This window comes from Streptomyces sp. NPDC005962, from assembly GCF_040629205.1.
In the GTDB taxonomy this organism is placed as follows: domain Bacteria; phylum Actinomycetota; class Actinomycetes; order Streptomycetales; family Streptomycetaceae; genus Streptomyces.
The window spans coordinates 103103-115923 of record NZ_JBEXVE010000031.1; the positions used below are offsets into that span (position 1 = coordinate 103103).

Genomic DNA, 12821 nt, shown 5'->3' on the forward strand with positions numbered 1-12821 from the left:
TGAACAGGCCGGGATGCGGGTACGTAACAGACGGTCACATCCGGTCAAGCGGGCAGTGCGCCCGCGCAGAGTCGAACAGTTACGACCAAACACCTTGTCAAGGCGGCGGTGATCGCGATGGCGTCGATGGAACGCGCGAAGTGCGAGCCTCTATGATCTCCACATTTCCAGCGGGGATTACCTATTCAGGCGGGCTCTTGGCACCTGCCCGGCACCCGGTGTGAGAGATGCACGAGGGGTGTGCGACACAGATGACATACCTGGACAAGACAAACGCCACGCGGGAGCGAGCGGTGAGCGGAACCCCCGACGGGCAGGGCCGCGCGCCCGGCGCGACGCTGCCGACGATCACTGAGCGTAATACACCCCCCAGTGCTCCGCCCCCCGGGGCGAGCACCGGTGCACCCCCTGCCCCGGCGGGCGCCGCGTGCGCGCCCCCGGGCACAGCGCGGGGCGCACCACCGAGTGCACCACCGAGTGCACCACCGGGCGCGTTACCGGGTGCACCACCGGGCGCGCCACTGGGCACCCCCCGGGGCACGCCCCCGGGCGCCGCGCCCAGCGACTACCGCGCGGCCTTCAACGCCGCGCGGCTCGCCATGGCGGTCATCGACCGCGAGGGCAACGTCCTCGACGCCAACCCCGCGCTGGGCTCGCTGCTGGGCGCCGAGCCCGCCCAGCTGGCCGCCCGCGGCGCCGCCGAGCTGGCGGAGCTGCGCGAGGACGCGCGCAGCTGGAACGACTACCGCGAGGTGCTGCTCGGCCGCCGCGATCGGATGACGTGCACCCGTCGGCTCCATCACTCCGACGGCCATGCCCTCTGGGCCGAGATCACCGTCGAACCGGCCCCGGACAGCTGCAGCCTGCTGCTGTCGATGGCCGACATCAGCGACCGCCGGGACCTCCAGGGGAGGCTGCGCCATCTGCAGATGCACGACCCGGTGACCCGGCTGCCCAACCGGAACCTCTTCTTCGAGCGGCTGGCCGCCGCGCTGGAGGCGGGGGCGTACGACCGCGCGGGCACCGGCCGGATCGGGCTGTGCTACCTCGATCTGGACGGTTTCAAGGCGATCAACGACACCCTCGGCCACCGGGTCGGCGACCGGCTGCTGCGGGCGGTGGCCCTGCGGCTGACCGAATGCGCGGCGCCCGGCGACCATCTGGTGGCGCGGCTCGGCGGTGACGAGTTCGCGCTGCTGGTACGGGAGTCCAGCGGCACCGAGCAGGTGTGCGAGCTGGCCCGCTCCGTGCTGGGCGCGCTGCAGCGGCCGTTCGACGTGGGCGGGCAGCGGCTGTCGGTGTCGGCGAGCATCGGCGTCGTGGAGCGGCCCGCGGCGGGCACCCACACCACCTGGCTCATGCAGGCCGCGGACACCACGCTCTACTGGGCCAAGGAGGACGGCAAGGCGCGCTGGACCCTCTTCGACCCCGAGCGCAACGCCCACCGCATGACCCGTCAGGCGCTGTCCAGCACGCTGCGACCGGCGGTCGAGCGGGAGGAGTTCGTGCTGGACTACCAGCCGCTGGTCGGCCTGGTCGACGGGGTCGTACGGGGCGTGGAGGCGCTGGTGCGCTGGGACCATCCGCAGTTCGGACGGCTCTCGCCGAATCGGTTCGTCTCGCTGGCCGAGGAGAACGGCGCGATCGTGCCGCTGGGGCGCTGGGTGCTGCGTACCGCCTGCCGTCAGGCCCGTGCCTGGCAGCAGGCCCATCCGCGGCATCCGCTGGTGGTCAGCGTCAATGTGGCCGTGCGTCAGGTGTGGGACTCCGACCTGGTCTCCGACGTGGGCGCGATCCTCGCCGAGACGGGGCTGCCGCCGCGGCTGCTCCAGCTGGAGCTGACCGAGTCGGCGGTCATGGGCTCGGCGGGCCGTCCGCTGCAGGCGCTCCAGCAGCTGAGCGACATGGGGGTGGCCATCGCGATCGACGACTTCGGCACCGGCTACTCCAACCTCGCCTATCTGAGCCGGCTGCCGGTCTCCACGCTCAAGCTGGACGGCTCCTTCGTCCAGGGCTTCCGGGCCGAGGAACACCCCAATCCGGCGGACGAGACGATCGTCCGGGCGCTGGTGGAGCTGGCGCACCGGCTGGGGCTCACGGTGGTGGCGGAGTGCGTGGAGAGCGCGGAGCAGGCGGAGCGGCTGGGGCGGATCGGCTGCGACACGGGCCAGGGCTGGTTCTACTCCCGCCCGGTCCCGCCGGACCGTATCCCTCCCATGCTCCCCGCCTGCCCGTCTCTCCCTGAGGGCTGCTGAACGGGGGCTGCTACGCGGGCGCGTCCGGCAGGCCGTACGCGTCCGCGATCAGCTCGTACGAACGCAGCCGGGCCTCCCGGCCGTGCGCCGTGGTCGTGATCTTGAGTTCGTCGGCTCCGGTCCGCTTGACCAGGTCGTCCAGGCCCTCGTGTACCTCGTCCGGCGTCCCGTACACCACATTGGCCAGCCAGCTGTTCACGAAGTCGCGCTCGATCTCGCTGAATTCATGGGCCTCGGCCTCCTCCGGCGACGGCACCAGGCCCGGGCGCCCGGTACGCAGGCGGATCATGGAGAGGGCGCCGGTGAGCACCTGCCGGTGGGCCTGCTTCTCGTCCTCGGCCGCGAACGCCGAGACGCCGATCGACGCGTACGGCCGGTCCAGCACCGCGGACGGCCGGAACGACTCGCGGTAGAGGTCGAGCGCGGGGACCGTATTGGCCGCGGAGAAGTGGTGGGCGAAGGAGAACGGCAGGCCCAGCTGCCCCGCGAGCCGGGCGCTGAACCCGCTGGAACCCAGCAGCCACACCGAGGGCCGGTCGGCGGACTGCACCCCGCCGGGGACCGTGCCCTGGACGGGCCCGGGCACCGCGTGGATACGGGCGTACCGGTGGCCGTCAGGGAAGTCGTCGTCCAGGAACCGGGTCAGCTCGGCGAGCTGCTGCGGGAACTCGTCGGCGCCCTCGCGCAGCCGCTCGGTGCGGCGCAGCGCCGCCGCGGTCGCCCCGTCGGTGCCGGGGGCGCGGCCGAGGCCGAGGTCGATCCGGCCGGGGGCGAGCGCCTCCAGGGTGCCGAACTGCTCGGCGATGACGAGCGGGGCGTGGTTGGGCAGCATGACCCCGCCCGAGCCGAGCCGTATCCGCTCGGTGTGCGCGGCCACATGGGCGAGGATGACGGCCGGGGAGGAGCTGGCGACGCCCGGCATGGAGTGGTGCTCGGCCACCCAGAAGCGGTGGAAGCCGCGGCGCTCGGCGAGCCTGGCCAGCTCGGTGGTGGTGCGCAGCGCCTGGGTGGCGGTCAGCCCGCTGCCGACGGTCGCCAGGTCCAGCACCGACAGCGGTACGGGCGCGCTGCCCCGGGCGGTGGCCCGGATGGTGTCGCGGTCCTCGCCGCGGCTTTCGTCGCGCTCTTCGTCTCGCCGGTCCCGCTCATCGGCCACGGTGGCCCGCCTCCCTGATCGCACTGCGGTACTACGTCGTCTACCGCGCACCATCAACCGGATGAAGGCTCCGCTTTATTCCCGGCCCCGGAACCCGTGGGTCCCGGGGCCGGACGGTGTCCGTCAGGCCGTACCGCGGCGGCGCAGCACCAGGACGGTGGCCGCGGCGCCGAACACCAGTGCACCGGCGCCGATGCCGACCGGCAGCAGGGCCGAGCCGCCCGCCCCGGTGGTCCCGGCGGTTCCGGCGAGGCGGTGGGGGGTGAGGGCGTCGGCGATCGGGGCACTGGCGGCCAGGGCGCTGGTCGTGTAGTGCCCGGACCGGTGCACCGAGTCCACCGAACCGTCCTGCTTGAGCAGCACCTGGGTGTTGTTCGGGTGCCGGAAGTCGAACATGCCGGACAGCGAGTTCGCCCGGGCGTCGAAGGAGGTGTCACCGATCCGGCCGGTGTGCCAGTTGTCCTCGATGAAGCGGGTGATCGACGTCTGCTCGGTGGGGGTGTGGTCGACCTTGTTGGACGTGCTGTACGGGGAGATCACCAGCAGCGGCTGGCGCGGGCCGGGGCCGCAGCGGTCCTGGTAGCCGCGCGCGGGCCGGGGGGCGGACTGGCAGGCGGGGCTGTCGGTCGCCTTGCCGTTCGAACCGGTGGTGGTGTCGCGGGAGCCGTTGGCGGGCTTGGCGTACGCGTGGTCGTACCAGCCGTCGCTGTCGTCGTAGGCGACGACGACCGCGGTGTCCTTCCACTGCGGCGACTTCTGGATCGCGTTGATCTGCTTGACCAGGAAGTGCTGCTCGTCGATCGGGTCCGAGTAGCCCGCGTGGCCGTCCTGGTACTCGGCGGCCTTCAGGTAGCTGACCGCGGGCAGGTGGCCGGTCTTGAGGGCGGCGTCGAAGTCGGTCAGGTCGTAGTTGTGGTTGGCCTGACCGCTGTGGCCGATCTCCGAGACGTTCTTGGGCGGCAGATGGTGGGGGTTGGCCGTGGACTTGTAGTACTGGAACGGCGCGTGGTGCGGGCTGTAGTCCACCGAGGAGGCGCCGCCGACGTTGGCGTGGGTGGTGCCGGAGCACTTGGCGTAGCTGCCCTGCTTGCCGTCCCAGGCGGTGCTGGGCCGGAAGCCGCCCTGGAACCAGCCCCAGCTGACGTCCTTGGCGTTGAGCAGGTCACCGATGTTCTTGCCCTTGAGCTGGCCGAGGGCGCTGCCGCTGGTGTGGTCCTTGTCCGAGCAGTCGTCGAACGCCGGGTCCGGGTCGTTGATCATCGTGCCGACGCCGTGGGCGTCCGGCGAGGCCACGGCGGCCGGGTCCGGCTTGTCGGTCTGCTTCGGGTCCTCGGTGGAGGACTTCGGGTCGGTGGAGACGATGCCATGGGTCTGACCGGAGACCAGCTCGACGGCGCCCGGGCTGGACGGGCCGTAGGCCGAGCTGAACGAACGGTCGCTCAGCGCGTAGTGCTGGGCGTAGTTCCACAGCCCGGTGACCGTGTTGCCGTCGTAGTAGTCCGTCACCAGACCGGGCTCGCCGAACAGCCCGCTGCACTTGCTGACCTCGGTGTTCTCGACGAACTTATCGGCCTTGCCGCCATTGGCCGCGTACTGCTCGGGGCCATAGGAATGGTTCTGGTCGCAGGTCATCGCCTGCGAGGACGCGAGCCGCTTGGGCTTGTAGAGATTGGGGTTCTTCTCCAGCAGCCCCGCGTGGGCGAGGGTGTCGATGTTCTTCGGGGTGTCCTTGGCGGCGGTGAACTTCGTGCCGTCGGTGTTGGCGGCCTGGGGATAGGTGCCGAAGTAGTGGTCGAACGAGACGTTCTCGTCGAAGATCACCACCACATGCTTCACGGGCGTCGCGGTCCGCTGCTCCGCCCCCTTGGCGGGCGCGGCCCAGGCGGGTGCCACCCCGCCCGCGGTCGCCAGCACCGCGGCGCCGGCCAGGGCACTCCAGCGCTTCGCTCGTCCTCTACCGCCCATGCCATGCCTCCACATGTTCGTTTTTCAGGCCTGCTTTCACGCCTGCGCCGTGATCCTCGGCCGCGGGCCGGACATTCCGATGGAATCCATGGAGGAGGGTGAATGAATAGAGGGTCAGGAAAACACAAGGAATTCTTGAGGAGCTCTTGACCGGGAGGTGGGAGGCGCGGCACCGGACCCTCAGGACAGCAAGGCCCTGCCCAGCCAATCCGCATGGCCCCGCACCCCCGGCAGCGCGAAGAAATAGCCGCCGCCGAACGGGGAGATGTAGTCGACCAGCGGCTCCCCCGCGAGACGCTTCTGCACCGTCTCGAACTGCCGGGCCAGATCCTGCTGATAGCTGCAGAACAGCAGGCCCATGTCCAGGTTCCCGTTCCCGTCCATGCCCCGGTCGTAGTTGTAGGCACGGCGCAGGATGCGCTGGTCGTCGGTGTGCGCCGAACGGGGGTTGGCCATCCTGATGTGGCTGTCCAGCGGGATGAGGTCGCCTTTGGGGTCCTGGGCGAAGCGCGGGGTGTCGAACTCATGCCGCCCGTCCAGCGGTGCGCCGGACTCCCTGCTGCGGCCGAACATCCGCTCCTGCTCGGTGATCGACACCCGGTCCCAGAACTCCACCAGCATCCGGATCAGCCGGACCACCTGGTAGCTGCCGCCGGTCGCCCAGCCCGGCTCCCCGGAACCCTCGCCCGCCCACACCAGGCGGTCCATCAGCCGGTCGTCGCCGGTGTCCGGGTTGGCGGTGCCGTCCTTGAAGCCCATGTGGTTGCGCGGGGTGCCGGAGGGCCGGGGCGGGCTGACGAAGCCGTCCATACGCCAGCGCACCTGGAGCGCGCCCCGGGTGTGCCGGGCTATGTCGCGCAGCGCGTGCAGCACCGTGTCCGTGTTCTCCGCGCAGAGCTGAAGGCTCAGATCACCGTGGCACCAGTCGGGGTCGAGGTCGTCGTCGGGGAAGGACGGCATGGTGCGCAGCCGCCGGGGCTTGCGGTCCTTCAGCCCGTACCGCCCGTCGAAGAGCGAGGCGCCCACGCCGACCGTCGCGGTCAGCCGGTCGGCGGTGATCTGGGGGCCCAGGGTGCCGGAGTCGACGGGCGGGGCGGTGATCCCCACCGGGTCCGGGATGCCGCCGGTGGTGAGGAAACGGCAGCGCGCGGTGAGGGTACGGAACAGCTCGGTCAGCTCGGTGCGCCCCTCGGCGGTGGCGTCGAAGGCGACGAACGCGGTGGCGCGCTGCGGCGGGGTGAGGATTCCGGCCTGATGCCCGCCATGAAACGCGACCCGCGCGGGCAGCCTTCCCGCGCCGCCCGCCCCCGCGCCGCCCGCCCCCGCGCCGTCCGCATCCACACCGCCCGTCTCCGCGTCGCCCGCCCGCGCGGCGGCCGGGGCGGCCGAGGCGCCCGACACCGCGCCGACCGTGCCCGCCGCGGCGCTCCACAGAAAGCCCCGCCGCCGCACCTCGCTCACCGGGTCCTCCGTACGTCCGTCAGTGCCGCCACATCGGCCAGCCGCTCCACCAGCGCGCCCGCGGCGGCGTTGATCTTCTCCCGGCGCCCGCGGTCGAGCCGGTCCACCGGGGTCCAGTGGTCCCCGTCGCGCGCGGCGTCCAGGGCCTTCCGGGTGCGGTCCAGCCAGGTGCCGATCTCCGGCAGCCCCGGGTCACGGGAGGTCAGCAGCGGGCGCAGCCGGTCCAGCACGGCCCGGGTGCCGTCGAGGTTGGCCCGCGCGGTGGCCAGGTTGGTGCCGCTGCCGTAGTCGGTGCGGCCGGTCAGCTCGAACTGCACGGTGTTCTCCATGATCTCGTGCGCCCGCAGGCCCAGGTCCGCCGGGTCCATCCGCTGCTGGGGCCAGCTGTCCCGCAGCGCGCGGACGTCCTTGTCGAGCTGGTCGGCAGCGCCGCGCAGACTGCTCGCGGACGCGTCGTGCCACAGCCCGTACTCGATGCGGTGGAATCCGGTGAAGCCCGGATCGCGGACGCCGCCGGACAGCCCCGCCGTGGTGCCGTTGATCGCCCCGTCCGCGTCGCCGAAGGTGCCGTAGGCGGCGCCCATCCGCTCGTACACCAGGTGGGCGGGGAGCCAGGCCGCGCGGGCGGCGGCCGGGTCGCCCTCGCGGATGGCCGAGCGCAGTGCGTCGGTGCGCCGCACCAGCTCGTCCATCCGGCCTTGCACCCATTTCTGGTAGGCGATGGTCGGCGGGATCAGGTCCTGCTGGGTGACCGGAACGGCGGCCGGGCCGCCGCCGCGCGCCGGTCCGGCCACGGTCACCGTGGGTCCGGTGACCGCGTCCGTGTCGTCGGGCAGGCACCGGAAGGCATAGGGGCCTCCGCCGAGGGTGACCCGCAGCGGCCGGGTGGTGCCCGGTCCCAGTCCCTCGACCTCTCCGAAGACCGAGCCGTTCGCCGGGTTGGTCAGGTAGACCTCGGTCGCTCTGCTGGAGGTGTTCTTCAGGTCGAAGACCTGCTTACCGCGGTGCGGATGGGCCCAGCCCTTGCCGCAGCCGCCCTCCGACACCTCGACCGAGGTGTGCCGCAGCCCGTCGGCCGCGGTGGCGGAGGCCTGCGGCCCCCGGCCGCCCGACGACCCTCCGGCGGTGGCCAGGGTGGCGGCGGCCACCGCCGCGGCCACTGCCACCGCACCGGCGATCAGCAGCGGGCGTTGCGACCCGGGGAGGGAGGAAGGTAGGCGGCGCACGGCTGCATGCTAAGCAGTTTTCGGGAAGCGGAATACTGCCGGGATCGTCCGGAGAGAGGGATTTCCCACCCGGTTCACCGGTCCGTCACCGCCCGCTCCCTTCATCCGCCACCGTCGCCGCCCGCTCCCCCGCCCCCGCTCCCTCAGCCGCTCCCGGCGAACAGCGTGCCCAGCCGGTCATGGACCGGTCGGCGGCCCAGCAGCCGCAGCCCCTCCCAGACGGTGACCTGGTTCGCCGTGAGCACGGGCTTGCCCAGGTCCGCCTCCAGATCGGCCAGCCAGGCGGCGGAGTGCAGGGCGGTGTCCGGCAGCAGCACCGCCTGGGCGTCGGGATGGTCTCCGGCGCGGGCCATCCGCAGCACCTCGTCCTTCCCCCAGGTGCCGACCTCGGCGGCGGTGATGATGCCGCTGCCCTGGGTGGAGACCACCTCCGCGCCCGCCGACTTCAGAAACGTCCTGAAATACTCGGCGACATCCTCCGGATACGTCGCGGCGATGGCCAGCTTCTCGACGCCCAGCGCCTGCACCGCGTGGGCGAAGGCGAAGGAGGTGCTGGAGGCGGGCAGCCCGGCCGTCTCCTCCAGCTCGCGCACCTGCTCCCGCGCGCCCTCCCAGCCGAAGACGAAGCTGGCGCTGGTGCAGGACCAGATCACCGCCTGGGCACCGCGCTCCTTCAGCTCGGCGACCCCGGCCGCGAGACGGGCCCCCGACCCCATTTCCAGCAGGGCGTCCACCCGGTGCGCGTCCTCGCCGATGTCGGTGTGGACGAGCGGGAACCGCACACTCTCGCCGAGCAGCCCCTCCAGACGCGGATAGTCGTCCTCGGCGGAATAGCCCGGGTAGAGAAAGCCCACCGTGTCCGGCGTCGCTCGCGTCGCGTCCGTCATGACTGCCTCCTTACCTGCGGCCCCCGTGAGCGCCGCCCTGCACTGTCACTTCTGATACACCGCAGCCGCCCGGCGGGTTCCCTCACATCGACGACGGACCTCCCGAGTCATCGAGGAACGGCCCTTCGCCGAACCCCGAGCCGAACCCCGGGTCGAGCCCGTCCGCCGGGTCGATGTCCGGCCCCGGTGACGCGGCCCCGGCCAGCGCCGCCTCCGGCTCCGGCCCCGGGTCCGCCACCGGATGATCCGGCATCGGGATGATCGGGCCGGGCAGCGACGACGACGCCCCCATCCCCGCCGGGCCGCGCCGGGCCGCCGGGTCCAGCAGCGCCTGGTACGGGCCGACGGCCTGGGCACCGATCTCCCGCAGCGCCGCCCAGATCGTCACCTGGTTGGCCGACAGCACCGGCATCCGCAACTCCGCCTCGAGCTGCGGAATCACGTCGTACGTCGGCAGGTTGGTGCAGCTGATGAAGAGCGCGTCGGGAGACCCGACCACCGCCTGCCGCGCCATGTCGACCACATCGCGGTAGGGCACCTTCCAGATGTGCCGGGTCAGGCCGAGATAGGCCCGGCCCGTCACCGTGATGCCCGCCTCGCCCAGATACTCCTCCAGCGAGTCGGTCACCGACTGGGTGTACGGCGTCACCACCGCGACCCGCCGGGCGCCGATCTCCCGCAGCGCCTCCAGCAAGGCGCCCGAGGTGGTGAGCGAGGGCAGCTCGCCCGCCTGTGTCATCGCGGCGCACATCGCGCGTTCGCCGGCCACACCGCCGACGAAGCTGCCCGAGCTGCAGGCGTACGCCGCCACTTCCGGTGCGACCGCGGTCAGCGCCCGCACCGCGTTCTGAAGGGTGTCGTGCTCGCTCACGAGCCGTGCCAGGTCGAGACTGACCTCGACCGGGACGAAGGGGGTGCGGGTGAGGTGCAAGGAGACCTCGTCCGGCACCCAGCGCCACAGTTCGCGATCAAGAGCGAAGTCGAAGGGTGCTACGACGCCCACGCCGCGCTGCGGCTGCGGGCCACCCAGGAAGGAGACGTCCATATATCGAAGCCCCAATACAGAAACGGAGAGGGCTGGACCATTGGCCAGAGATATAAGCGGGGGAGCACCGGCCTCATGCCGGGACGTCGGGACAGATCCGTTGTTGACGACGGTAGTTTCCGCTGCCTAGCGTGGTCAATCCCCGCAAACCTTGGCGCCTGCCCCGACTCTCCTCAGGCAAACCCACCCACGTTTCGAAACGGTTACCCGCCTATGTCCGAAAGCACTGTTGTCGTCTTCGGCGAGCAGCCCCCGGTCCGGCTGGACCGGCTGGCCGGCCGGGCCCAGGTCGTGGTGTGCGACGAGAAGACCCTGCCCGACGCCCTGCCCTCCGCCGATGTCCTCCTGGTCTGGAATTTCACCTCCGACGCGGTACGCGACGCCTGGCCCGGCGACGGCCCCCGGCCGGCTTGGGTGCACACCGCGAGCGCCGGGGTGGACCGGCTGCTGAGTCCCGAACTGACCGCGTCCGAAACCGTTTTGACCAACGCGCGCGGCGTCTTCGAGCAGCCGATCGCCGAGTACGTCGCCGGCCTGGTCATCGCCATGGGCAAGGACCTCCCCGGCAGCTGGGAGCTCCAGCGGCAGCGGCGCTGGCAGCACCGCGAGACGATGCGCCTGGCCGGGACGCGCGCGGCCGTCATCGGCGCCGGGCCCATCGGCCGGGCCATCGGCGCCACCCTGACCGCGCTCGGGATCAAGGTCGACCTGGTGGGACGCACGGCACGTCCGGGCGTACGCGGCAACGACGAGCTGCCCGGGCTGCTCGCGGAGGCCGACTGGGTGATCTCCGTCGCCCCGCTCACCGACGCCACGCGCGGCATGTTCGACCGGACCGCCTTCGCCCGGATGAAGCCCACCGCCCGGTTCATCAACGTCGGACGCGGCCCCCTCGTCATCGAGGACGATCTGAAGTCCGCCCTGGTCGGGCGGCAGATCGCGGGCGCCGCGCTGGACGTCTTCGAGAACGAGCCGCTGCCCCCCGACGACCCCCTGTGGGACGTGCCCGGGCTCCTCGTCTCGCCCCACATGAGCGGCGACACGGTCGGCTGGCGCGACCACCTCGCCGAACAGTTCCAGGACAACTACGACCGCTGGAGCGCCGGCGACCCCCTGCTCAACATCGTCGACAAGCGGCTCGGATACGTACCGGTGGACTGATCGCACGGCCGGGCCGGTCGATACGGTCCGCACGATCTGAACGGAGAGCTGGATGACCGACCTGCACGACCTGACAGCGGTTCAACTCGTGGAGCGGTACGGCTCCGGCGAACTCTCCCCCGTCGAGGCCACACGAGCCGCCCTCGACCGGATCGAGCAGATCCAGCCGAGGGTCAACGCGTACAGCCGGGTGGACGCCGAGGAGGCGCTGCGCCAGGCGGAGGAGTCCGCCGAACGGTGGCGGCGTGGCGAACCGGCGGGGCTCCTGGACGGCGTCCCCGTGTCGGTGAAGGACATCCTGCTGATGCGCGGCGGCCCCACGCTGCGTGGGTCGCGCACGGTGCGCCCGGACGGGCCGTGGGACGAGGACGCGCCCGCGGTGGCCCGGATGCGGGACCACGGTGCGGTGTTTCTCGGCAAGACGACCACCCCAGAATTTGGCTGGAAAGGTGTCACGGACAGCCCCGTGTACGGGGTGACGGGCAACCCGTACGACCCCGGGTGCACCGCGGGCGGCTCCAGTGGCGGCAGCGCGGCCGCGGTCGCGCTGGGCGCCGGTCCGCTCAGCCTCGGGACGGACGGCGGCGGGTCCGTCCGCATCCCCGCCTCCTTCTGTGGCGTCTTCGCGCTCAAACCCACCTACGGGAGGGTGCCGATCTATCCGGCGAGCGCCTTCGGGACGCTCGCCCATGTGGGGCCCATGACCCGGGACGCGGCCGACGCCGCGCTCCTCATGGACGTCATCACCGGGGCGGACTGGCGCGACTGGTCGCAGCTCGGGCCCTTCGGGGGAAGCTACCGGGAGGCCCTTGCGGCGGGTGGCGGTGCGGTCGACGGGTTGCGGGTCGCCTACAGTCCGGCGCTCGGTGGCTCGACGCGGGTCGACCCCGAGGTGGCCGCGGCGGTGCGGCGGGCCGTCGATCTGCTGGCCGGTCTTGGCGCGGTCGTGGAGGAGATCGACCCGGGCATCGAGGACCCCGTGGAGGCCTTCCACACGCTGTGGTTCAGCGGGGCGGCGCGGGTGGTGCAGCCGCTCGGACAGGAGCAGTGGGAACTACTCGACCCGGGGCTGCGGGAGGTCTGTGCCCAGGGAGCCGCGTACAGCGCGCTGGACTATCTGGCGGCGGTGGACGTACGGATGGCGCTCGGGCACGCGATGGGGCGCTTCCACTCCGCGTACGACCTGCTGGTCACACCGACCCTGCCGATCGCCGCCTTCGAGGCGGGGGTGGAGGTGCCCGAGGGGTCGGGGCACAGCCGGTGGACCGGGTGGACGCCCTTCACGTACCCCTTCAACATGACGCAGCAGCCGGCGGCGTCGGTGCCGTGCGGGATGACGGGGTCGGGGTTGCCGATCGGGGTGCAGCTGGTGGGGGCTCGGCATTCGGATGCGGTGATTTTGCGGGTGGCGCATGCGTTGTATGGGGCGGGGGTGGCGGAGGCGGTGCGGGCGCCGGTGGGCTGACGTTGCCCCATCCCGCCCCTTCCCGGCCCCTGTCAATTTGCGGCTCCGCCGCGTGGTGGGCTCCGCCCCAGCCCCCACCGCGGGGGCTCCGCCCCCTGCACCCCTGTGCTGCTCAACGCGCTCAGCCTCACCGCGATGTTCGGCGCCATGGTGTGGGTCTTCCAGGAGGGGCATCTGTCCGGGCCGCTGGCCTTCACCAG

Annotated in this window: 9 protein-coding genes; 3 read left to right on the forward strand and 6 right to left on the reverse strand. The window is 72.0% G+C overall.

Annotation, left to right across the window (positions count from 1 at the left end; genetic code table 11):
• Positions 1 to 227: 227 nt before the first annotated feature.
• Positions 228 to 2255, forward strand: coding sequence for an EAL domain-containing protein (locus tag ABZ370_RS36070; protein WP_358630008.1), 2028 nt, complete (start codon positions 228 to 230; stop codon positions 2253 to 2255).
• Positions 2256 to 2265: 10 nt separating this feature from the next.
• Here the strand turns inward: ABZ370_RS36070 and ABZ370_RS36075 are convergent, their stop codons facing one another.
• From ABZ370_RS36075 to ABZ370_RS36100, 6 genes are all read right to left on the reverse strand, one after another.
• Positions 2266 to 3411, reverse strand: coding sequence for an LLM class flavin-dependent oxidoreductase (locus ABZ370_RS36075; RefSeq protein ID WP_358630011.1), 1146 nt, complete (start codon positions 3409 to 3411; stop codon positions 2266 to 2268).
• 123 nt (positions 3412 to 3534) lie between these two features.
• The gene (locus ABZ370_RS36080) at positions 3535 to 5376 is read right to left on the reverse strand and encodes an alkaline phosphatase family protein (protein ID WP_358630014.1); all 1842 of its coding nucleotides are present in this window, start codon (positions 5374 to 5376) and stop codon (positions 3535 to 3537) included.
• A 180-nt stretch (positions 5377 to 5556) separates the two neighbouring features.
• A complete protein-coding gene (gene efeB / locus ABZ370_RS36085; protein WP_358630016.1) occupies positions 5557 to 6837 on the reverse strand; it encodes an iron uptake transporter deferrochelatase/peroxidase subunit in 1281 nt (426 codons plus the stop codon).
• Positions 6834 to 8063, reverse strand: a complete 1230-nt coding sequence (locus tag ABZ370_RS36090) for an EfeM/EfeO family lipoprotein (protein WP_358630019.1) — start codon at positions 8061 to 8063, stop codon at positions 6834 to 6836. Before ABZ370_RS36090 ends, efeB begins: the two co-directional genes overlap by 4 nt.
• Positions 8064 to 8206: 143 nt before the next feature.
• Entirely contained in the window at positions 8207 to 8950 is a 744-nt protein-coding gene (locus ABZ370_RS36095) for a decarboxylase (protein WP_358630022.1), read from the reverse strand.
• Positions 8951 to 9032: 82 nt separating this feature from the next.
• Positions 9033 to 9995 (reverse strand): decarboxylase, encoded by a 963-nt coding sequence (locus ABZ370_RS36100; protein WP_358630025.1) that lies wholly within the window; start codon positions 9993 to 9995, stop codon positions 9033 to 9035.
• Between the two features lie 213 nt (positions 9996 to 10208).
• Between ABZ370_RS36100 and ABZ370_RS36105 the strand changes: the two genes are divergently transcribed.
• Positions 10209 to 11156, forward strand: a complete 948-nt coding sequence (locus tag ABZ370_RS36105) for a D-2-hydroxyacid dehydrogenase (RefSeq protein ID WP_358630028.1) — start codon at positions 10209 to 10211, stop codon at positions 11154 to 11156.
• A 52-nt stretch (positions 11157 to 11208) separates the two neighbouring features.
• On the forward strand, positions 11209 to 12621 hold the full coding sequence (locus ABZ370_RS36110; protein WP_358630031.1) for an amidase: 1413 nt from the start codon (positions 11209 to 11211) through the stop codon (positions 12619 to 12621).
• Positions 12622 to 12821: the final 200 nt, after the last annotated feature.